This window comes from Streptomyces flaveus (assembly GCF_014647675.1).
Lineage (GTDB): Bacteria > Actinomycetota > Actinomycetes > Streptomycetales > Streptomycetaceae > Streptomyces > Streptomyces flaveus.
Genome location: NZ_BMPQ01000001.1, coordinates 439,308 through 462,123 on the forward strand (window position 1 = coordinate 439,308; position 22,816 = coordinate 462,123).

A 22,816-nucleotide genomic window follows, 5' to 3' on the forward strand; every position below is an offset into this window, starting at 1 on the left:
GGAACGCACGTTGCGCCTTGCGGCGAAGTCAGCCGCGAACGCCCACCGTATGAAACGATTCAACACTGTGGAGATGCCATGGTCCGTAAACGCTCGCTCTTGTCCGTCCTCCTGAGAGGCTTTCTCGTGTTGGCCGTGGTCGGAGGCGCGGCGGTCCTGCCAGGCTCCGTGTCCAGCGCGGCGTCGGTGCGTGACGCGCCGTTCGCTGCCAAGGCCCTGTCCACCAACGGCCGGGTCAACCCGTTGGGCATCGGCGGTGAAGACCCGGTCTTCGGCTGGCAGTTGACGTCGGCCCGGCGGGCGGCTTCGCAGAAGGCCTACGAGATCCAGGTCGGACGTACGCCGCGGTCCGCCGATGTGTGGTCGTCCGGCAAGGTGGCGTCCGACCGTCAGGTCGGCGTGCGGTACGGCGGCCCCGATCTGGAGGCGGGCACCCGTTACCACTGGCGCGTCCGGGCCTGGGACGGCAAGGGAGTTGCCAGTCCGTGGAGTGCGAGCGCGTACTTCGAGACCGGCCTGCTGGACTCCGGCGACTGGGACGGCGCCCAGTGGATCACGCGTCCTGCGGCTCCCAGCGAGCTGGACAGGTGGACCGACTACACCGCCACGGTCGAGTTCGAGCTGGACAGGGCCGCCTTCGGCATGTTCCTGCGCGCCCCGGATGTGAGCAACGGCTACATGTGGCAGTTCAGCGCCACGGGCGCCACCCCGATGCTGAGACTCCACAAGCAGGTCAAGGGCGCCTACTCCGTGGTGCAGCAGGTGGATCTCGCGTCCCACGGCTTCACCAACGCAGGCCTCCTCGATGGCAGGCACACCGTCCGCTACGACGTGGCGGGCAGCACCATCAAGACGACCCTCGACGGCAAGCCGGTCAACACCTTCACGGATTCCACGTTCCCCAAGGGCTACATCGGCTTCCGCACCCACGCGTGCTGCGAGGAACGCGGAACGGTCCACGACGCCGTCGTCACCGGCGCCGACGGCACCACCCTGCTCGACACCGACTTCGCCTCCGGACGGAACCCGTTCGCCGGCGGTGAGATCGCCGACTCCGCCCTCGTCGTGTCCGGCACCACGGACGCCCTCTACCAACCCGCGACCCGGCCGCAGCCGCTGCTGCGCAAGGACTTCGCGACCAAGAGCGGCAAGAAGGTCGCCTCCGCGCGCGTCTACGCGTCGGCACTCGGCCTCTACGAGCTGGAGCTCAACGGCAAGCCGGTCGGTGACCAGGTGCTCGCCCCGGGATGGACGAACTACCACAAGCGCATCCAGGCCCAGACCTACGACGTGACGAAGCTGCTCGCCCGCGGCGGCAACGTGATCGGTGCGTCCCTGGCGGACGGCTGGTGGGCCGGCAAGGTCGGGCTCGGCTGGAGCCGCCAGTACGGGGACACCCCCGCTCTCGTGGCGAAGATGCGCATCACCTACACCGACGGATCGGTTCAGTGGATCGCCACGGACGGTTCGTGGAAGGCGGGCGACGGCCCCTACGTCAAGGCCGACCTTCAGGACGGCGAGACCTACGACGCCCGTCTGCAGCCGGCGGGCTGGAGCCGGCCCGGGTTCGACGACGCGAAGTGGGAGCCCGCCGCGAGCCTGGAGTCCCGTACCGCCCTGCTGGTCCCGCAGAGCGACGAGCCGGTGCGCCGGACCCAGGTGCTCCAGGCCAACAAGATGACCGAGCCCACCCCCGGAACGTACGTCTACGACCTCGGCCAGAACATGGTCGGTGCGTCACGCCTGACCCTCACCGGCTCCGCGGACCAGTCGATCAAGATCCGCTACGCGGAGGTGCTCAACAAGAACGGCACCCTCTACACCGACAACTTCCGCAACGCCAAGGTCACCGACCGCTACACCTTCGCCAAGAACGGAACGGTGACCTACGAGCCCACCTTCACCCAGCACGGCTTCCGCTACATCGAGATCACCGGGGTGACCGAACCCCCCGCGCTCGCCGACGTCAAGGGCGTCGTATGGGGATCCGACCTCCCGTCCACCGGCACGCTGAAGACCTCCGACAGCATGCTCGACCAACTGGTGAGCAACATCTCCTGGAGCCAGCGCGGCAACTTCCTGTCCATCCCCACCGACACCCCGGCCCGCGACGAGCGCCTGGGATGGACAGGTGACATCAGTCTGTTCGCGCCGACGGCCAACTACCTTGTCGACACCCGCGCGTTCCTGTCCCACTGGATGACGGACGTACGCAACTCCCAGTACGCGAACGGGGACTTGCCAGCGGTGGTACCGACTCCCCAGGGCCAGTTCGGCGACAGCGGTGTCGGCTGGTCGGATGTGATGATCACCGTGCCGTACTCCGTGTGGCGCTCCTACGACGACACCCGCATCCTGCGGGAGAACTACCCCGCCATGCGGAAGTTCTTCCAGTTCGTGCGCGACAGCGCCGGAGCGGACCTGCTCGAGCCCGGCCGCACCACGTTCTTCACCGACGACTGGCTGCACCTGGACGACCCCACCGAGCAGGGCATCCTGGGCACCGCCTACTACGCCGAGAACGCCCGCATGATGGCCGAGGTGGCCAAGGCCCTGGGCGACGACGCGGCGGCGGCCGACTACGGCAAGCTCTCCGCCGACATCCGCGAGGCCTTCACCAAGGCCTACGTCGCAGCCGACGGCACCGTCAAGCGCAACTCGCAGACCGGATACGCGCTGGCCCTCGGCATGGACCTGATCTCGGATCCGGCACTGGTCGAGAAGGCCGGCGAGAAGTTCGTGGCCAAACTGGCGCTCACCGACCACCACCTGCGGACCGGCTTCATCGGCACACCGCTGCTGCTGCCCGCGCTGAGCAAGATCGGCCGCGACGACCTGGCGTACAAGATGCTGCTGCACAAGGACTACCCGTCCTGGGGCTACGAGGTCGCCAACGGCGCCACCACCATGTGGGAGCGCTGGAACTCGATCATGCCCGACGGCAGCTTCGGCCCGGTCGACATGAACTCCTTCAACCACTACGCCTACGGCGCCGTGGGCGACTGGATGTTCCAGAACATCGGCGGCCTCTCCGCGCTCGAGCCCGGCTACAAGCGCTCCAGGATCGCGCCCGTGCCCGGCGGGAACCTGACGCAGGGCTCCGGAAAACTCAAGACCGTCTACGGCCTTCTGTCGTCCAAGTGGAGCGCCCGCGACGGCGAGTTCGACCTGAAGGTGACGGTGCCGGTCAACACCGTCGCAGAGGTCCACGTGCCGTCGAAGACCCGCCAGGCGGTCACCGAGAACGGCCGGCCGGCCGACGCCGCCGAGGGAGTCAGGTTCCTGCGGATGGAGGACGGGGCCGCCGTGTTCGAAGTGAGGTCGGGGTCCTACAGCTTCGGCGTCGAGTAGGCCGCGGTTGAGGCGGTGGCAGTGGGTGCGGCCGGACCGATTCCCCGCCTGCCCTGGGCGCCACCCTGTGCCCGCGCCGCACAGCCGAGGGCGTCTCGCTCTCATCGGCGCGGGCACGCCGGACTCGACTCAGGTCTCTCTTTCCGGTGTGTAGTCGGCCTCATCCAGTCCGAAGGTCCAGGCGACGCCCTCCCGGGCGGTCCGGGTCCGTGGCGGCACTCGTAGCCAGTACGTGCGGTGGGTGCCGTCGGGCTCCGGGGTGGAGTTGAGCACTTCGACCATCACCAGTGGCTCGTCCCCCGCCAGGGCGATACGCCACAGCACACCTGCGTCGTCCCGCTGCACGGGCTCGGCTCCGGACTCCTCCAGGTAGCGCTCGTAGCCGTAGTGCTCCAGCATGACGCGGCGCAGCTCAGCGTTCTCCTCCTCACGGATCCGCTGCGGGGTCAGCCCGGCGAGTCCGTCGAGGAACTCGGCGGGGACCGGCATGCCACGCCAGGCGTGCAGCGCGAATCCGTCAGGGAAGGCGAGCGCGGCGCACCGTGCGGGCGCGGTGCCTTCCGCCGACCCGGAGGATGTCGCGGTGATGTTCGACAAGCGGCGCTGCCATGCCCGGCTCGCCGCCGCGGGCGTCCCGGTGCCCCGGCCCTGACGGTTCCGGCCTGGACGCGCTGGAACGCCGGGCGGCCGCGGTGCGCGAGGCGACGGAGCGCGGTTCGCCGCCGCGGCCTTCGGCGGCGGCACTCCGACGTTCCTCACGGCCGCGGAGCTGGAGCGGCTGTGCGATCTCGCCGAGCGTGGCCTCGGCGCGGATCTGACCGCGATCCCGCTGTCCGTGGGGGCCTCGCCCGCCACGGCGACCGCCGACCGGCTGGCCGTGCTGGCCGAGCGCGGCACCACGCGCCTGAGCCTGGGTGTGCAGAGCTTCGTCGACGCCGAGGCGCGATCCGCCGTACGCCCTCAGCGCCGGGCAGATGTCGAGGCGGCCCTCGCCCGGATCCGCGACGCCGGCATCCCCGTCCTCAACATCGACCTGATCTACGGCATAGAAGGCCAGACCGAGGAGTCGTGGCGCCGTTCCCTGGACGCCGCCCTCGCCTGGCAGCCGGAGGAGCTGTATCTCTACCGTTCCTGTTCACTGAGCCATAGGCAGTCCTGCGTCCAGGACTGCCTGTCAGTGGCCTGCCGCGAACGGTCTGAGGACTACGCGTGCCAGACCGACGGCATGGTCGGCCTCGGCTGCGGCGCCCGCTCGTACACCTCCGCGCTGCACTACTCCTTCGACTACGCCGTGGACATGCACCGCATTCGCGGAATCATCGACGACTACACCGGCCGCGCGACCGACGACTTCCGCCACGCCGACTTCGGCTGGCGGATGAGCGCGGAGGAGGCCCGGCGCCGCCATCTGCTGCAGTCGCTGCTGCAGGCCGAGGGGATGCCCGTCGCGGACTACCGGACCCGCTTCGGCACCTCGCCCGGCGACGACTTCGCCACCGAGCTGGCCCGGTTCCACTACCGGGGCTGGCTGGACGACTCCGCCGCCCCGGACCTCCTGCGGCTCTCTCCCGAGGGCCTGGCCCACTCCGACGCGCTGGGCCCCGCGTTGTTCTCCGCCGCCGTGCGGGAGCGCATGGCCGTGTACGAAGCGAAGTGACGGAGCCGTATGGATCTCACGATCCTCTACCGTGGCCCGCTGGCGTCGTGCGACTACGACTGCCCGTACTGCCCCTTCGCCAAGCGCCGGGACAGCCGCGCCCAACTGACCGCCGACCGCGCCGCGTTGGAGCGCTTCGCCACGTGGGCGACGGCGCAGCGGGAGGACCGGCTCTCCCTGCTGTTCACGCCATGGGGCGAGGGCCTGGTGCGTTCCTGGTACCGGCGCACGCTCGCGGAGCTGAGCCGGCTGCCGCACATCCACCGGGTGGCGATCCAGACCAACCTCAGCTGCCGCACCGACTGGCTGGACACCGCCGACCTGGACACCCTTGCCCTGTGGTGCACCTTCCACCCCGGCCAGACACCGTACGACCGCTTCCTGGCCAAGTGCCGTGACCTGGCCACCCGCGGCGTCCGCCACAGCGTCGGCGTCGTCGGCCTTCCCGAGCACCTGGAGCAGGCGCGTCGCCTCCGCGCCGACCTCCCCGCCCACGTGTACCTCTGGATCAACGCCGCCGAGGGGCACACGTACACGGACGCCGAGGCCGAACAGTGGTCCGCCCTCGATCCGCTCTTCCCGTACAGCCGCCACCCGCACCGCAGCGCGGGCCTGCCCTGCCGGACGGGCGAGTCCGTCATATCCGTGAACGGCGAGGGCACGGTGCACCGCTGCCACTTCGTCCGCTCGGAGCTGGGCAACCTGTACGACGGCTCGTACCGGAGTGCACTGCGCCCCCGCGCCTGCCCCCTGACCGTCTGCGACTGCCACATCGGCTACGTCCACCTGGAAACCCTGCCGCTGTACGACGTGTTCGCGGGCGGTGTCCTGGAGCGCATCCCGGCGACGCTTCCCGGGGGAGGCTGACCGGCGGCGCCTCGACGAGAACCTCGGTTTCGCGTCTCGACGACACCGGGGCCGAGTCCTCAAAAGGCAGTGTCAGCACGGGGATTGACGGTGAAACAGGTGCCCTCCTACGGTTCATCCGGCAACACGAACGTAGTTCGAAATATCGAATTCTGGTGTGCTGCGAAAAGGAGTCGAAACCGGATGGGCACGCAGAGAAGACCCGGATGGATGTCGCTTGCCGCGGCAGCCGCCATGGCCCTGGCAGCAGGAGTGCTCACTGCTCCCGCCGCCTACACCGCGGATGATCCTGTAGAGGTCATAGTCGACGGAAACGACGTTCGCGGCGACAACAAGAACGGCTTGACCTACAAGGGCCTCGGCCTGCTCAGCTGCAACAGCACGACCAACCTGCTGATGGACTACAAGGCGCAGAACCCCCACCGGTACTGGCAGCTCGTCAGAGTTCTGTTCGGCGGAAAGAACCCGCTGATCAACCATGTCAAGGTCGAGATGGGAACCGACACGAACACGTCGACCGGTTCCGATCCTGCGACCATGCGCACACCGGACGAACTCGCCGACGCGTCCCGCTCCCCGGGCTTCCAGTTGGCCGCCGACGCCAAGACGGTCAACCCGAAGCTCAAGGTCTCGATTCTCCGCTGGGAAATGCCCGAATGGGTCCAGAACGAATGGGACAAGGGCACCGGCACCGACGAGATGTACAAGTGGTACAAGGAGACGATCCTCGACGCCTACGAGAAGTACGGGTACATGGTCGACTACGTCGACCCGGACAAGAACGAGACCCGGAATCCGGACGAGGCGTTCATCAAGTGGTACAAGAACGCGATCGTCACCGACACGGACTTCGCGAATCCGCGCTACAACATCCCGGCAGACAAACGGGAGAAGGCCAAGAAGGCCTACCACGACATCAAGATCATCGCGTCCGACGAGAACACCACACACCACATCGGTCCGTCCATGCTCAGCGATGCGGAACTCTTCGGCATGGTCGACGCGGTGGGCTACCACTACAACACCGATGACCGGCGCGAAGGCGCCGCCGACAGCGACACCTACCTGCCGTACACCAAGCTGGCGACCGGCAAGAACAAGTACAACCAGGACAAGGAAGTCTGGTACAGCGAAGGAACCGCTTCGTTCGGCCACACCGAATACCGCGTCAACAACACCGACGGCCCGAATGGTTCGAGCACCGGCATCGGCGGCGTCCAAAGCGCCCTCGACCTCGCGAACCGCTCCGTCAAGAGCTACGCCAACTCCAAGCGGACGCACTACATCTTCCAGCCGGCGATCGGGTCCTTCTACGAAGGCGCCCAGTACAGCCACAAGGAACTCGTCAGCGCCCGCGACCCGTGGTCGGGCTATCTCCACTACGACGCTGCCCTCTATGTGATGCAGCACTTCACCCAGTTCGCGAAGACCGGCTGGGAGAACGACACGAACACGGCGGGCATCTGGCGCACCGTGCCGGAAGCCAGTTACAGCGGGGTGAGCGGCACCGAGAACGTCGACGGCTCGAACGGGGCGCCGAGTTACATGACGCTCGCGGATCCCCGTAAGAAGGACTTCTCGACGGTCGTGGTCAACGACAGCGACCAGCCCAGGACTTACCGCGTCAAGGCCGAGAACATGCGACTCGGTCCGGATCCGACCATGGAGGTCTGGGAGACCCGTGGGCCGGACGCGGGGCAGGCCTACGACGCGAACTTCAAGCACCTCGCCGACCAGATCCGGCCCGGCGGCGACGGCTTCTACACCTACACGGTCGAGCCGCGGTCGATCGTGACCCTGACGACGCTGGACAAGAGCCGCGACAAGGCGACGAAGCAACGTCTGCCCAAGTCCCTGGACCGCACGGTGCTCGACACCGACGCGACCGGCAAGAAGCGCAACGCCCGCGACGACGTCCTGTACGCCGACGACTTCGGGTACGAGGAGGAGGGCAGGGTCCGGGTCGGCACGGCCGACGGCGCGCGCAAGGTGTCCCAGCCCTATCTGACGTCCCGTGGCAACCAGCCGCGCTACATGGTCGACCAGACCGGCGCCTGGGAGGTCGGGAAGGACGCGCGCGGCGACAACGTGCTGTACCAGTACATGGATCAGTCCATGAAGGACACCCACGCCTGGAACCGTCACACGCCCAACACGACGGTCGGCGACTTCCGTTGGGAAAACTACAGGGCCACGGTCGACGTCTCCTTCCCGGACCCGGCCGGCGGACTCGCCTCCCTGGGCGTCCGTCAGCAGAAGGGCATGGCGGTCAGCGACGCCGCCTACAACGTACGTATCCGCCCGGACGGCACCTGGACGTTCTACGAGTACGGCACCGCGATCAGGACGGGAACGGTCGCGGCGTCCGGCACCTACCGCCTCGCCATCGAGGCGAAGGGCGCGACGATCACGGCCTTCGTCGACGGTAAAGCCGTCTCCACGTACCAGGATCCGACTCCGCAGACCGAAGGCCGCGTCAAGCTCGGCAGCGACTTCTACAAGACGGCGTTCGACAACCTGAAGGTCGAGAAGATCGACGGGTACACGCCCTACGCCGACGCCCAGACCGACAACATGGACAGCTCGGTCGCGTACGACGGCGTCTGGAGCAGGAAGGCCGCACTCGGCGACGCGATGGACTGGTACCGGTCGACGTCGACGAGCACGGCTGCCGGCGCGTCGTTCACCGTCCCGTTCACCGGTACGGGCATCGACATCATCGGCGGCAACGACGGCAGCGCCGTTCTCGATGTCCACATCGACGGCAAGCCGGTCGCCAAGGACGCGAAGACCGCCGCCGTCGACAAGCGCCTCGCGACGTACACGCTCCGCGGCCTGCGGGACGGCAAGCACACGGCGAAGTTCGTCCTCAAGTCCGGGAAGATCGTTCTCGACGCGTTCCACGCCATTCCCGGCGACGTGGACGGCCCTGTGGACACGACCCCGATCCGGAGCGCCCTGGACGAGATCGGAAGTCCGGCACAGGCCGACTACACGGCCGAGTCGTGGGCTCTGTTCGACTCCGCGCTCTCGGCCGCGAAGGCAGCCGTGAACGGGCAGAAGGGCCTCGACGTCACCGGCGCCGAGCAGATCGAGGACAGGCTCGACGAGGCCTACGACCGGCTGGTGCGCAAGGACGCCACCTCGGGCTAGCGGACACTCACCAGCGAACACTCAGCGTCACGGGCGCTCTCCTGACCACGGGGGAGCGCCTCGCTGAGCAGCGCGGCGGTGTCACTCGGACGGCGGCATGGTTCCGGACGGCGGCAGGGCTCCCGACCGGGCGAGGCCGGGCACTCGGGCGCGACGTGATGCCAGTAGCGCAGCCCTTTTCGCGGCCAGGCATCCGAGTGCCGGTCGGCGGTCCAGTCGGGGGATTTCTTCTCCGGGAGCGGTCGTCCGAATTGCGGCCGGGTCGGCGTCGGCCTAGCTTCATGAACGTCACATTACGTGACAGGACCGACACAATCCGTAGGTCGGTTCTCCCGTGAAGGCATCGAACGGAGCATTCATGTCGGTGATGACCGGTACCCAACCCATGCAGCAGGCCGGCCAGCAGCTTGGCCAGCAGGCCGGCGGCACGCAGCAGGTCGCACAGGTGGTCCAGCAGGCCATCCAGCAGGCGTGCCAGCAGACGGCGCAGCAGGCCGCGCAGCAGGTGCAGCAGACCATCCAGCAGATCCAGCAGATCCAGCAGCAGCTCCAGCAGCGGCCGGAACTGGCCCAGCAGGCGCACCCGTACCTGGCGCTCGCGCTGCACCGCTCGCTGCACGCGGGCATCCGTCAGGCTGTGGAGCAGTCCGTGCAGCAGGCGCTGCCGACCGCGATCGTGGGCCTGCTTCAGCAGAGCCAGCAGGGTCAGCAGGGTCAGCAGGGTCAGCAGGGTCAGCAGGGTCAGCAGGGTCAGCAGGGTCAGCAGGGTCAGCAGCAGTGGGGCGGCGGGCTCGGCCAGCAGTCCTACGGCCAGCAGCCGTACGGACAGCAGTCGTTCGGCCAGCAGCCGTTCGGCCAGCAGTCCTACGGCCAGCAGGGCCAGCAGCCCGGCTTCGGCTTCGGTCAGATGGGCCAGCCCTTCGGCATCGGCTGATCTGAGGGCGGCGTAACGCGGTGTGCCCGGGGACAGCTCCGGGCACACCGCCTCAGCGTGCAGGCGCGAGCCGCCCCCGTCGCCGGATTGGAAGCACAAGTTACGAGGTAGGCGTGGTGAAGGTGGACGTGATGGTCAAGGAAAGGCCCGAAAACAGCCGCGCGAGCGGATCCGAGGGGAACGGCGCCGCCGGATCCGAACCCGAGGGCAAGCAGGCGGGGCCACGTGAGGAAGGCGCGCAGTCACCGCGCCCGGTGCAACCGCGCCGCGAGCGCTACATGGTGGCACCGCTGCCGCAGCATCTGCTCCCACCAGGAGTGTCCGAGCTCAGCATGGACGCGGTGTGCGACCGCCTTGAGCGTATGCCCGAGGTCAAGGTGACCCGCAGGATCCGGCCCTCGGAGAAGCTCAAATCGGCCGGGCTGCACCCCTCCTGCCCGGAGATCGCGGTCGTCGAGGCTGCCGAGGCCCAGGTGCCGGCGATGCGGTCGCTGCACGTACACATCGAGCCGGACCTGCCGCTGACCGGCACCGGACCCGCCGTCACGCCGACCGCGGGGGTCCTGCCGCTCCGCGATCCGGCGCTGGTCGCGCCGCTGGACGAACCCGTGGAGATCTCGCTGCGCGTCCGCGGCCCGGAGGGCGAACCGCTGACCGGCGCGGGGGTGTACCTGATCGGCTCGTCATGGCCGGGGCAGGGCGTCACCGCTGCCGACGGGACGGTCACCGTCACGCTGGCCACGGAGACCGCGGAGTCCGTGCAGTCCCTCTACATCCGGCCCGCCAGCGGCTATGCGGACCGCTGGATCAGCCGTCCCGATCTGTCGGTGACCCGGGTGAACCTGATCACCCTCACACCACTGGACAAGGTGTACCCAGGGCTGAACGAGAGGCAGCAGTACGGCTGGGGCCAGCAGGCCATGCGGGTGGACCGGCTGCCTCCCACGTTCCGCGCCTTCGGGGTCAAGGTCGCGGTCATCGGTTCGGGCGTCGCTTCCGAGCACCCCGATCTGAAGCAGCGGGTGCGCTCCGGGGCCGACCTCGTCCGCCGTACGGAAGAGGGGTGGGCCCAGGACAGGGTGGGCACCGGCACCCATGCGGCGGGCGTCATCGCCGGGGCCGACACCGGCAAGGGCGTCATCGGCATCGCGGTCGACGCCGAGCTGGAGGTCTGCCAGGTGCAGCCCGGCGGCTGCTTCAGCGACCTGATCGCCGCACTGGACCGCTGCGTCGAGCAGGAGGTCGATGTCGCCCACATCGCGGTGGCGTCCCCGTATGCGTCGGCGCTGGTCTCCCGCAAACTTGCCGATGCCAACGCCGCGGGCATCGCCTGCGTCGCTCCGGCGGGCGACACGGGCGGACCGGTCGCCTTCCCCGGCTCGCTGCCGACCGTGTTCGCCGTGGGCGCGCTGGGAGTCTTCGGCTCCTACCCGCAGGACACCTCCCAGGCCACCCATGCGGGACCGCAGCTGACACCGGAAGGGCTGTTCGCCGCGCCGTTCAGCTGCTACGGCCCGGGGGTCGACGCGGCCGCTCCCGGCGTGGCAGTCCTGTCGTGCTCGCCGCAGGGCGGATACACGGCCCTCGACGGTACGGGCACGGCCTCGGCCCATGTCGCCGGACTTGCCGCCCTCGTACTCGCCCACCACGAGGACTTCCACGGCCAGCTGCTGCCCCGAGGCCCCGGCCGGGTGCAGCACCTGTTCGACATCATCTCCGCCAGCTGCCGCCCACTGGCCGCCCCGGGCACCGCGGAAGCGGCGCGCGTCGGCCGCGGCCTTCCGGACGCCCTGGTCGCCCTGGGCCTGGCCCCCGGCGTACAGCTCGCCCCTGCCCTGTCCCCCTACGTCCCCACCCTCACCGGCTGAGGCCTGGCTGAGACACAGCCAGGCCCCTCCCCACAGCGAGATCACCGAGCGGCGCCCGCCCTTGAAGGAACGGGTGCCGCTCGGCCTGTTCCCATGTCCGTCTCAGCGGCCCCTCGCGCCGCAGCCCAGTAATCACCCATCACCTGCACCACGGGCTGTCCCGGCCCTCCGTGTAATCCGGGTGATCCAGGGCACTCGCCGCGCATGACACCTGCCGTCGGGAAAGAAGCGAGCGAGCAGGTGGTGGATCACTCCGTCCGTCTCTCCGATAACGTCACGCTATGAGCCATCCGCATCCAGAACTCAAAGCCGCCCCGCCACTGCCCGAAGGAGGGCTGCGGGTCGTCGCCCTGGGCGGCCTGGGTGAGATCGGCCGCAACATGACCGTCTTCGAACACGCCGGCAAACTGCTGATCGTCGACTGTGGCGTGCTGTTCCCCGAAGAGACCCAGCCCGGCGTGGACGTGATCCTGCCGGACTTCACCTCGATCCGGGACCGCCTGGACGACATCGTGGCCGTGGTGCTGACCCACGGGCACGAGGACCACATCGGGGGCGTGCCGTATCTGCTGCGCGAGCGGTCCGACATCCCCGTCGTGGGCTCGAAGCTGACGCTGGCGTTCCTCGAGGCCAAGCTCAAGGAGCACGGCATCCGCCCGCGTACGGTGCGGGTGCGGGAGGGCGACCGGCGCGGGTTCGGTCCGTTCGACTGCGAGTTCGTCGCGGTCAACCACTCCATCCCGGACGGTCTCGCGGTCGCGATCCGCACCGGTGCCGGAATGGTGCTGCACACCGGCGACTTCAAGATGGACCAGTTCCCGCTGGACGACCGCATCACCGACCTACGCGCCTTCGCCCGCCTCGGCGAGGAGGGCGTCGACCTCTTCCTGACCGACTCCACCAACGCCGAAGTGCCCGGATTCACCGTCTCCGAGCGCGAGTTGAACCCGGCGATCGAGCAGGTCCTGCGCACCGCGCCCCGCCGCGTGATCGTCTCCAGCTTCGCCAGCCATGTGCACCGCATCCAGCAGGTCCTGGACGCCGCGCACCAGCACGGCCGCAAGGTCGCCTTCGTGGGCCGCTCCATGGTCCGCAACATGGGCATCGCCCGCGAACTGGGCTACCTGAAGGTTCCGCGTGGCCTGGTGGTCAGCATGAAGGAACTGGAGAAGCTGCCGGACCACAAGATCACCATGGTGTGCACCGGCTCCCAGGGCGAGCCGATGGCCGCCCTGTCCCGGATGGCCAACCGCGACCATGTGATCCGCATCGGCGAGGGCGACACGGTCCTGCTCGCCAGCTCCCTCATCCCCGGCAACGAGAACGCCATCTACCGGGTCATCAACGGGCTGACCCGGTGGGGTGCCCACGTCGTCCACAAGGGCAACGCCAAGGTGCACGTCTCCGGCCACGCCAGCGCCGGCGAACTCGTCTACTGCTACAACATCGTCAAGCCCCGGCACGTCATGCCCGTCCACGGCGAATGGCGCCACCTGCGGGCCAACGGCGACCTCGCCATCCGTACCGGCCTCGACCCCGACCGGGTCGTCATCGCCGAGGACGGTGTCGTCGTCGACCTCGTCGACGGCCGCGCCTCGATCACCGGCAAGGTGCCCGCGGGCAACGTCTACGTGGACGGCATGGAGGTCGGCGGCGCCACCGAAGCCTCCCTCAAGGACCGCCTCACCCTCGCCAACGAGGGCGTGGTCACGGTGGTGGCCCTCGTCGACGCCGACACCGGCGCCCTCGCCGAGGCCCCCGACTTCCTGGCCCGCGGGTTCGTCCACGACGACGCCACCTTCGAGCCCGTCATCCCGGTGATCGAGAAGACCCTGGCCACCGCGGCCCAGGAGGGCGTCGGCGACGCGCACCAACTCGAACAGCTCATCGCCCGCGCGGTGGCGTCCTGGGCGTTCAGGACCTACCGCCGCAAGCCCCTCATCATCCCCGTGATCATCGACGCCTGAGCCGGGCACCGGCGTACCGCGTACGGCCGTCGGCCTTCGGCCGTACGACGCGGCATCGCCCGCAGAGAAAGGTGCCCGCATGAGCGCGCGCTTCGAAGAGATCGACTGGCGTCCGACACCCCTGGGAGACATCAGTCTCCGGCGTCGGCGGGACCCGGCATCGGGCGACGACGTGTACGAGGTGAAGCTCGGGGACGAGTTCCTGATGTCCAGCCTCTTCACCGCGGGAGAGGTCGCGCTCGCGCGGCTCGGGCTGGCACAGCTGCCCGAGGCCGGTCTCGACATCGCGGTGGGCGGGCTCGGCCTCGGCTACACCGCCCAAGCGGCGCTGGACGACCCGCGGGTCCGCTCCCTGATCGTGGTCGAGGCACTCGGCGAGGTGATCGAATGGCACGAGCGCCACCTGGTACCGCTCGGCGCCCGCCTGGCGTCGGACCCCCGCTGCCGACTGGTCCAGGGCGACTTCTTCGCGGCGGCCGGCGATCCCGCCGGCCTGGACCCCCAGTCACCGGCCCGCCGCTTCCACGCCGTCCTGCTGGACATAGACCACTCGCCGCGCCACGTACTGAACCCACGCCACGCGGCGCTCTACCAGCCACCAGGGCTCCGCGCCCTCGCCGACCACCTCCACCCCGACGGCATCTTCGCCCTGTGGTCCAACGACCCGCCGGACGAGCAGTTCACGTCCGTACTCGCGGAGGTCTTCGCCGCACCAGAAGCCCACGTCGTCGACTTCGACAACCCGCTCCAGGGCCGCACCGCGACCAACACCGTCTACGTGGCACGAAAGAAGTAAGCGCACCTCTACGCACGGGCGCGGGACTCCTCCGGGCACCGGGCCGGACAGGCCTGAACACCTCACCCGTACCCGCCCCGTGCCGCTTACGCGTACCGGCGTACACCTCAGTGGTCTGCTGGTCGGCAACGGTCCGTCTCCTCCTCGTCCCTGTGCGGAACACGGCCAAAGGGCCGATCCCGCATACGGCGGAATCGGCCCAGGGACGGTCACAAGCACCCGATACGCAGATCCGGAAAGGAACCCGGTTCGAGATCCGAGCGAGCGAAGGCCTGAGACGAAAGAGCCCCCAACCGCTCAGTTCTGCATGGGTTCTCAGCCCACCAGTCGGCCGTTACCGACGGCGCCCGTCGTCTTCTTGAGGGCCTTGGGCGCCAGACCCTGCTTCGTGTCGAGCATCTTCTGCCCGTCAAGACCCGGCGCCTTGACACCCTGAGTGAGGTTGCGCACCCCTCCGTTGAGGCCGGCGGGCTGGCTCCCTGCGGCGTCCGCAGCGACAGCGGGAGTGGCGAGACCGGCCACGACAAGGGACCCGGCAACGATGGCGGCAGCCTTCAGAGACTTCATCGTGTTCCTTTCGTCGGCAACTCGTAAGTCACCAGCGGGAATTGCTTCACCGAGACCAACGAAGCCCGGACGCCGCGGAAAACCCGAACACAGCAAATTCCGGTCCGCCGCAGAAAAGGTCACCCGAATGAAGGGAGTGTCTTATCCGCGTTTCTCATCCTCCTGTGAACGCGGGGCGGAGCGGCTCGAGTCCGACCGCAGCAACAGACGCCGTACCGATCCGCAACAGGGTCGGCACGGCGCCCGGGCCGAGCTGCGCCTGCTTCGCCTCAGGCGCAACTCCCGTTCTCAGAAAGGCCGTGCCACCGGCCGCGCCGGAGGCGGGAGCCGACTCCGGCGCGCGAGTGCGTTCCCGCGCCGTGTCGGTCGCCAGGGTGCGCAGGGCCTCGTGACCACCCTCGAACCGGCGAGCGCACACTGCAACCGCGCAAGCGCGCAGTACGACCTCCCGCCCCTCACGACCAGGCATCGTCACTGGTGAGCGCCTCCGTCGGACCCCCAGAGGCTCCGCCCCGTTCGGCGCAGCATCCCGGCAGCACCCGGCCGCGCGATCGCCGACACGAGGCGGTAATTTAAACACTTCGTCACTCTTGCCCGATATATGAAGTATGCCGGGATAGAGTGACGCGTCATCAGCCGAATTCGACGTTCCTCGCGAAAGGGCAACGCCGGTCATGCGTCACGCCCAGGGTCTTTCCACTGCGACCCGCACGGGGTTCCGCCCGTCCAATGACCCGTCAGGGCGGGATGGCCGCCCCTCGGGTCGACTCGCACGGTGATGGTCAGCCGGTCTGCCGGACCGTCGCGCGGCACGTCGCGGCCGAGGACTTCGCCGCGCGTCCTCCACGTCACCCAGCCGGTGGACGGCGGCGTCGCAGGCGTCGTCACCGAGCTGGTGCGTGTGCAGCGTACGGCCGGTTTCGATGTCACGGTCGCCTGCCCCGACAGCGGCCTCACCCAGACGCTGCGGGAACTCGGCGCGGACGTACGGCACTGGCCCGCCACCCGCGCGCCGGGACGGTCGCTTCCCGTGGAGGTACGCCGGCTCGCGCGCATCCTCGACGAGGTCCGGCCCGAGGTGCTGCACGCACACAGCGCCAAGGCCGGGCTCGCCGCCCGACTGGCGGTCAGGGGGCGGATCCCGACGGTTTTCCAGCCGCACGCCTGGTCGTTCGAGGCGGTCGGCGGGCTCACGGCGGCGGCTGCCCTGGCGTGGGAGCGGTGGGCGGCACGGTGGGCCGCCCGCGTGGTGTGCGTCAGCGAGGCTGAACGCGCGCGAGGTGTACGTGCCGGGGTGCGCGCCCACTGGCAGGTGATCCCCAACGGTGTCGACCCGCGGCGTTTCCACCCCGCCGCCGACAACGCCGTACAAGCCGACACCCCCGTACGAGCCGCCCCCACCCCGCTCACCACCCTCGATCCGTCCGCCCCCCTGGTCGTCTGCGTAGGACGGCTGTGCCGGCAGAAAGGGCAGGACGTGCTGCTCCAGGCGTGGCCCTCGGTCCTGCGGCGGGTCCCCGCGGCCCGGCTGGCCCTCGTCGGGGACGGACCGGACGAGGAACAGCTGCGGGAACACGCGCCCGAGGGCGTGCTGTTCGCCGGTGCCGTCGCCGATGCCGTGCCCTGGTACCAGGCCGCCGACCTGGTGGTGCTGCCGTCCCGCTGGGAGGGCATGGCGCTGGCACCGCTGGAGGCGATGGCGTGCGGTCGGCCCGTGGTGGTCACGGACGTGGCCGGGGCGCGCGAGAGTCTGCCGCCCGGTCACCGGGCGCACTGTCTGGTGCCCCCCGACCGGCCGGGCCCGTTGGCCGACGCGCTCGCAACGGCGTTGCTCGATCCGCTGCTGCTCGAGTCGCTCGGCCACCAGGGGCGCCACCACGTACTGACCGCGCACGACGTGCGGCATTCGGCCGAGGCGGTCGCGGCCCTCTACCGCGAACTCCTCGGCGCCGGACGCACGGTGACCCAGAAAACCATCGAGTGCAGGGAGTCCAACCGCTCGTGACCGTCGAACGCACCATCTCTCCCATCGCAGCCCAGCAACCGGAGCAGGAATTCCTGCCTGTCCCGGTCCCCCCTCCCCACGAGGCCCCCGGCGGCTCCGGCTTCCCCGCGAAGCAGCGGGCCGTGGCCCGGCACGGCCCGGCGCTGCCCCTGCTCGTCGTGGACGCGACGGCCGCGCTCACCGCCGCTCCGGCTCTTCCCCACCCCCTGCTGACCGCGCCCCTGCTGCTCGCCGTCCTCTGGCTGAACGCGCTGGCGGCGCTGTACCGCCCGGCCGCCGTACCCGCCGTACTGGACGAACTCCCCGCCGTCTGCGCCCGGATCATGGTGAGCTGGTGTGCCCTCGCGGCGCTGGTCGCGGCGCTCTCCCCGGCCCACGCCCCGTCCGCCCGTACGCTGCTGACCGGCGTCGCCGTGCAGACGGCGGCGAGCTGCGCAGGCCGCGGCGTGCTGCACTGGCGCCGCCGCCGGATGCTGGTCCGCAACCCCGCCGCCGCCCTCGTCGTGGGCCCGGCCGCCACCGCCCAGCGCGTGGCCGCCGCCTTCCTGCGCCGCCCGGGCTGCGGCCTCAGACCGGTGGGCGTCCTCGCCGACGACCCGGCCGGCGATGCGGGGCTGCCGGTGCTCAGCACGGACGAGGAGGTGCAGCGGGCCGTCGTCCAGAACGGTGTACGGTCCGTGCTCCTCGTCGGCTCTGTCGGCGAACACGGCCCGCTGGTACGGGAGTTGACCGAGGCGGGCTGCGCGCTGTGGGAGGTCGACGCGGAGGTACCGTCGTACGACCGGGCCGGGATCCCCGCGTACGAGGAAGCCGGCCACACGGCCTGCGACCCGCCGGAGACCACGACGGGCGAGGGCCCCGCCCCACACGACGGACCCGACGGCACGGCACCCGCACGCACCGGCCGCCCGCCCTACGATCCGTCAGGAAGTAACCTCCACGGGGCCTGGCCCCACGCCCCGCGCGAGCGGATCGCCGGCTTCTCCTGCCGTCGCCTGGACACCGGCCGACGTCCCGCGCGACCCGCCAAGCGCGCCCTCGACGTACTGGTCTCCGGGATGCTGCTCCTGCTCGCCGGCCCCGTACTGCTGGTCTGCGCGGCGGTGCTGCGGGCCGGCGAGGGGCCGGGAGTCGTCTTCCGTCAGGAGCGCATCGGCCAGGACGGAACCCCCTTCACGCTGTTGAAGTTCCGCACCCATCGCCCGGCCGACGAGCACGAGGCCGCCACCCGCTGGAGTGTGGCGGGCGAGCAGGACATGAGCCGGTTCTGCCGCTTCCTGCGCCGTACCTCGCTCGACGAGCTGCCCCAGCTGTGGAACGTCTTCCGAGGCGACATGAGTCTGGTCGGGCCGCGCCCCGAACGCCCGTACTTCGTCGCCCACTTCAGCCGGACCCACCCCGGTTACGCCGCCCGCCACCGCATGCGCACCGGCATCACCGGGCTCTCCCAGATCCAGGGGCTGCGCGGCGACACCTCCATCGAGGACCGCGCCCGCTTCGACAACGCGTACATCGACGACTGGTCGCTGTGGCAGGACATCTGCATCCTGCTGCGCACGGCCGCCGCACTGGTCCGCCCGACGGGGAGCTGACCCGCCGGTGAGCCACGCGTACGCCCTGCCCGCCGCGCGCCGTCTGACGCCCGTCCTGCCGGTGGTCGCGGTGATCGCCCTGCTTGCGCTGCCCGTCGCACCGGGCGTCGAGGGCGGCGCCAGCCCCGCCGACGCCGCCTCCGGTGTCGTCGTCCTGTGCTGTGCGATCCGTCTGCTGCGGCAGCGGCGGCGCCTCCTGTCCCGTACCGCCGCCGTGGTACTGGGCCTGCCCGTGGCCGGGTTCGCGGTGGCAGCGGCGGGGGCCACGACGTCGGGCGCGGGACTCACCGGCTTCGCGCGCTGGCTGCAGATCTTCGTGCTCGTCCCGGCCGCCGTCCTGCTGCTCGTCCGCGACCGGCGCGACGTCCGGCTGCTGGCCTGGTCGATGGTGGCGCTCGCGGTGTGGCAGGGGGCCGTCGGGGTGCACCAGTACGCGACCGGGACCGGCGCCTCGTACATGGGCCAGGAGATCCGGGCGGTCGGCACCTTCGGGCCGGGGGACATCATGGGGATGGCGACCGTGGTGGCGTTCGGGCTGGTGTGCGCGGTGGGGCTGGCGCTCGCGCCCGGGTCCGTACGACAGCGCGTGTGGGCCGTGGTGTGCGCGTTGCTGCTCGTCGTGCCGCTGGCCGTGTCCTTCAGCCGGGGTACGTGGATCGCGACGGTCGTCGCCTGCGGGGCGCAGCTGCTGCTCGCAGGTCGGCGGCGGGCGGTGGTGGCAGGCGCGGTCGTGGCCGCCCTCGCCGTGATCCTCGTCGGCGGGTTCGGCGTCGGCTCCACACTGTTGCAGGAGCGGGTCAGCAGCATCGGCCAGGTCGGCGACGCACCGGACCAGTCGGTCACCGACCGGTACACGATGTGGGCGGCGGCGGCCGGCATGTGGCGCGAGCGGCCGCTCACGGGCGTCGGCCTCAAGGGCTTCCCCGAGCACCGCGACGGCCACGCCTCGCTGGCACTGTCGTCGGGCAGCGACATCGAGGGCGCGGGCACGGAGTACCAGAAGCAGCCGCTGCTGTCGCCGCACAACATCTACCTGCTGGTGCTCAGCGAGCAGGGACTGACCGGACTGCTGACGCTGGCGGGGAGCTGGCTGGCGCTGCTGGTGCTGGGGCTGCGGAGACTGCTCCGCGCCCTCAGAGCGCGGGATGCCGGCGACGCACCGGCGGCGGAATCGTCCCTCGACTGCGGGCTCGTCGCCTGCGGGCTGCTGATCTGGCAGCTGATCAACTTCGCGTACTCCGACATCGGCGGGCCTGTGGCCGTCATCACCGGCGTCTGCCTGGGGCTGACGGCGTGGTGGGCCCTGGGGGACTCCGGACAGATCTCCGAGGAGGCTGCTCCACGATGACCGTCCCCCCTGCGCAGGCCGGGAACGCCACGGTCACCGTGGCGGGCTCCGGCACGGACGCCCCGGAAGACCCCGGCGGCAGAACCACGTTCGTCCCGCACGGCTTCCTCGCCAGAGCCGCGTTCGTCACCGTCGTCCTCTCCCTGGCCGGTGCCCTGCTGGGCCTCGGCCGGGACCAGGCACTGGCGCATCTCTTCGGGGCCGGGAGCGAGACGGACGCCTTCCTGGTCGCCTGGACCGTGCCGGAGTTCGCGGCGACGCTGCTGATCGAGGACGGGCTGGCCTTCGCGCTCGTACCGGCGTTCAGCGCGGCCGTGGCCCGCCGCGCCCACAGCGGCACTAGTGCCCCGGCAGGCAACGTTCGCCCGTCAAGGAGCGGCGTCCGGCGCGTGCTCTCGGCGTGCCGGGTGCAAGCCCTCGTACTGGACGTACTTGGGCTTGTGCCCGGTGCGGCGAGAGTGCGTGCCGGGCGTCGCGACAGGGCGAACGTTGCCTGCCGGGGCACTAGCGACGCCGGCGACCCGGTGCGCGCCCTGGTCCGCGGCACGCTGCCCCGCCTGACACTGGCGTTCACCGTGGCGTCGGTGCTGCTCATCTGGGGGGCGCCGTACCTGGTCGAGGTGCTGGCGCCAGGGCTCCCGGATCCCCGGCTCGCGGTGGACTGCACCCGGCTGACCGGCACCTGCGTCCTGACCTTCGGCCTCGCCGGCTACTGCAGCGCGGCCCTGCGCGCACACCGCCGGTTCGTCGCACCCGCGGCCATCTACGTCGCCTACAACACCGCCGTCATCACGGCGATGTTCGTCCTCGGCGGCCGCTGGGGCGTACGCGCGGCGGCGATCGGCGTGGCGGTGGGCGGACTACTGATGATCCTCACCCAACTGCCCTCCTTCCTGCGGCAGTTGCGCCGCCGACCGACGGACCTCGAGACAACCCCGACGGACGCACCGAACGCGACGGGCCCCGCGGCCCCCGAGGATCCGGCGGACCTCGAGGATCCGGCGGCAGACCGGCGCGCCGTGAACCTCGCCCTCTTCGGCACCGTCCTGCTCTTCGCCCTGTGCCGCCAGTCCCAGGTCCTCATCGAACGCTTCCTGGCCGCCCCGCTCCCCGCCGGCACCATCTCGCACCTCAACTACGCCCAGAAGGTTGCCCAGTTGCCGATGGTGCTCGCCCTGATGCTGTGCACGGTCACCTTCCCCGTCGTCTCGCAGGCTCTGGCCGAGGGCGACACCGAGCGGGCCCGCGACCGCGTCGAGCGCGACCTGAGGGCGGTGTCGTACGTCGTGCTGCTCGGCACCGCCGCGGTCATCGCCTGTGCCCCGCAACTCATCCAACTCCTCTTCCAGCGGGGCGCGTTCACCGCGCAGGACACCGCGGCCACCGCCGCCGTCATGCGCGTGTACGCCCTGGGGCTGCTCGGCCAGGCGTTGGTGGGCGCGCTCGTCCGCTCGTACTTCTCGGCAGGGCGGGCCACCTGGTACCCGGTGGCCGCCATGACCGCCGGTATCGCCGCCACGGCCGGTGCCGGCGCATGGGCGGTCGGCTCATGGGGCGTACTCGGCATCGCCGCGGCCAACGCGGCCGGCATCAGCCTCACCGCCCTGATCCTGCTGTACGGCATGGGAACGCGCGGCGTACCGATCCGCACCCGGCGGGTGCTGGCCGCGATGGGCCGGCCGTTGCGCGCCGCGGTGGTCGCCTGCGGGGTGGGCTGGTTCGGCGCGAGCCTCGTCGGCTCGTCCACCCTCGGGCTCGTGGCCGGCGGCACGGCCGTCACCGTCGTCTTCCTCCTGCTCGCCGGGATGCCGGGCGGGCAGGGCCTCACTCCCACCATCCGCACCCTCACCCGGAGGCTTCCCCATGCCCGTTTCCGCTGACCACGACCCGACTGCCGCCCCTCAACCCACTGCCCCTCAACCCACCGCCGCACGACCCGACATGCCCCGATCCGACATGCCTCGATCCGATACACCCCGACCCGACCGGTCCCGACGCAGACCCGGCCCGCCCCCTTGGGTGGCGATGTACCACTCCGTGGACGACTGCTCCCACGACCCGTACCGCGTCACCGTCTCACCCCGCCGCCTCGACCAGCAGCTCGGCTGGCTGAGCCGCCGGGGCCTGCGTGGCGTCGGTGTGCGTGAGCTGCTCGCCGCGCGCGCCAGGGGGGAGGCCCAGAACCTGGTGGGGCTGACCTTCGACGACGGGTACGCCGACTTCCTCACGCACGCCCTGCCGCTGCTGCACCGCCACGGCTTCGGCGCCACTCTGTTCGTACTGCCGGGCAGGCTGGGCGGCGACAACGCCTGGGATCCGCACGGCCCGCGCAAGCCGCTGCTGTCGGCGGGGGGCATCCGGCAGGCCGCCGCCGAGGGCATCGAGATCGGCTCGCACGGCCTCACGCACATGGACCTGACCCGGGCCGACAACGCACAGCTCCGCGCCGAGGTGAGCGACAGCAGAGCACTGCTCTCCGAAGTGACCGGTGCTCACATCCACGGCTTCTGCTACCCGTACGGCCGAGTCGACCACCGCACCGCCGACGCCGTACGCCAGGCGGGCTACAGCTACGCCTGCGCCACCGGCCCCGGCGACCTGAACAGCCCCTACGCCCTCCCCCGCGTCCACGTCGGCGAACGCGACACGGCCTGGCGGCTGCACCTCAAGCGCCGGCTGCACCGCCACCCCGTCGACGGAGTGTGAGTCCC

13 protein-coding genes and 2 pseudogenes are annotated in these 22,816 nt (G+C 70.4%); 13 read left to right on the plus strand and 2 right to left on the minus strand.

What is annotated here, in order from left to right:
* Positions 1-78 precede the first annotated feature (78 nt).
* Positions 79-3,351 carry a family 78 glycoside hydrolase catalytic domain gene (locus IEZ21_RS01780; RefSeq protein ID WP_189320102.1) on the plus strand — a complete coding sequence of 1,091 codons (3,273 nt, stop codon included), beginning with the start codon at positions 79-81 and terminating at the stop codon, positions 3,349-3,351.
* Between the two features lie 129 nt (positions 3,352-3,480).
* Here IEZ21_RS01780 and IEZ21_RS01785 read toward each other — a convergent pair.
* A pseudogene (locus IEZ21_RS01785) lies at positions 3,481-3,885 on the minus strand (DUF6745 domain-containing protein); the annotation flags it as partial.
* A 110-nt stretch (positions 3,886-3,995) separates the two neighbouring features.
* Here IEZ21_RS01785 and IEZ21_RS01790 point away from each other — a divergent pair.
* The 7 genes and pseudogenes from IEZ21_RS01790 to IEZ21_RS01820 all read left to right on the plus strand — a co-directional run.
* Positions 3,996-5,008, plus strand: a pseudogene (locus IEZ21_RS01790) (radical SAM protein); the annotation flags it as partial.
* A gap of 9 nt (positions 5,009-5,017) precedes the next feature.
* A complete protein-coding gene (locus tag IEZ21_RS01795) occupies positions 5,018-5,875 on the plus strand; it encodes an STM4011 family radical SAM protein (RefSeq protein ID WP_189320103.1) in 858 nt (285 codons plus the stop codon).
* Positions 5,876-6,058: 183 nt separating this feature from the next.
* Positions 6,059-9,028, plus strand: a complete 2,970-nt coding sequence (locus IEZ21_RS01800; RefSeq protein ID WP_189320104.1) for a glycoside hydrolase family 30 protein — start codon at positions 6,059-6,061, stop codon at positions 9,026-9,028.
* A gap of 358 nt (positions 9,029-9,386) precedes the next feature.
* A complete protein-coding gene (locus tag IEZ21_RS01805) occupies positions 9,387-9,962 on the plus strand; it encodes a hypothetical protein (RefSeq protein ID WP_189320105.1) in 576 nt (191 codons plus the stop codon).
* Between the two features lie 131 nt (positions 9,963-10,093).
* Positions 10,094-11,830 (plus strand): S8 family serine peptidase, encoded by a 1,737-nt coding sequence (locus IEZ21_RS01810; RefSeq protein WP_246567201.1) that lies wholly within the window; start codon positions 10,094-10,096, stop codon positions 11,828-11,830.
* 281 nt (positions 11,831-12,111) lie between these two features.
* Positions 12,112-13,797, plus strand: a complete 1,686-nt coding sequence (locus tag IEZ21_RS01815; protein ID WP_033325139.1) for a ribonuclease J — start codon at positions 12,112-12,114, stop codon at positions 13,795-13,797.
* Positions 13,798-13,876: 79 nt separating this feature from the next.
* Positions 13,877-14,593, plus strand: a complete 717-nt coding sequence (locus tag IEZ21_RS01820) for a polyamine aminopropyltransferase (RefSeq protein WP_189320107.1) — start codon at positions 13,877-13,879, stop codon at positions 14,591-14,593.
* A 315-nt stretch (positions 14,594-14,908) separates the two neighbouring features.
* Here the strand turns inward: IEZ21_RS01820 and IEZ21_RS01825 are convergent, their stop codons facing one another.
* The gene (locus IEZ21_RS01825; RefSeq protein WP_189320396.1) at positions 14,909-15,160 is read right to left on the minus strand and encodes a hypothetical protein; all 252 of its coding nucleotides are present in this window, start codon (positions 15,158-15,160) and stop codon (positions 14,909-14,911) included.
* Between the two features lie 778 nt (positions 15,161-15,938).
* Here IEZ21_RS01825 and IEZ21_RS01830 point away from each other — a divergent pair.
* From IEZ21_RS01830 to IEZ21_RS01855, 5 genes are all read left to right on the plus strand, one after another.
* Complete coding sequence (locus tag IEZ21_RS01830) at positions 15,939-17,165, plus strand: glycosyltransferase (RefSeq protein ID WP_189320108.1); 1,227 nt, start codon at positions 15,939-15,941, stop codon at positions 17,163-17,165.
* Positions 17,162-18,757: a sugar transferase gene (locus IEZ21_RS01835; protein WP_189320109.1), complete on the plus strand. Its 1,596-nt coding sequence runs from the start codon at positions 17,162-17,164 to the stop codon at positions 18,755-18,757. The genes IEZ21_RS01830 and IEZ21_RS01835 overlap by 4 nt, the downstream gene beginning before the upstream one ends.
* Before the next feature lie 7 nt (positions 18,758-18,764).
* Entirely contained in the window at positions 18,765-20,105 is a 1,341-nt protein-coding gene (locus IEZ21_RS01840; protein WP_189320110.1) for an O-antigen ligase family protein, read from the plus strand.
* A complete protein-coding gene (murJ, locus tag IEZ21_RS01850; protein ID WP_246567202.1) occupies positions 20,102-21,985 on the plus strand; it encodes a murein biosynthesis integral membrane protein MurJ in 1,884 nt (627 codons plus the stop codon). Before IEZ21_RS01840 ends, murJ begins: the two co-directional genes overlap by 4 nt.
* Before the next feature lie 145 nt (positions 21,986-22,130).
* Positions 22,131-22,811 (plus strand): polysaccharide deacetylase family protein, encoded by a 681-nt coding sequence (locus tag IEZ21_RS01855; RefSeq protein ID WP_373302149.1) that lies wholly within the window; start codon positions 22,131-22,133, stop codon positions 22,809-22,811.
* Positions 22,812-22,816: the final 5 nt, after the last annotated feature.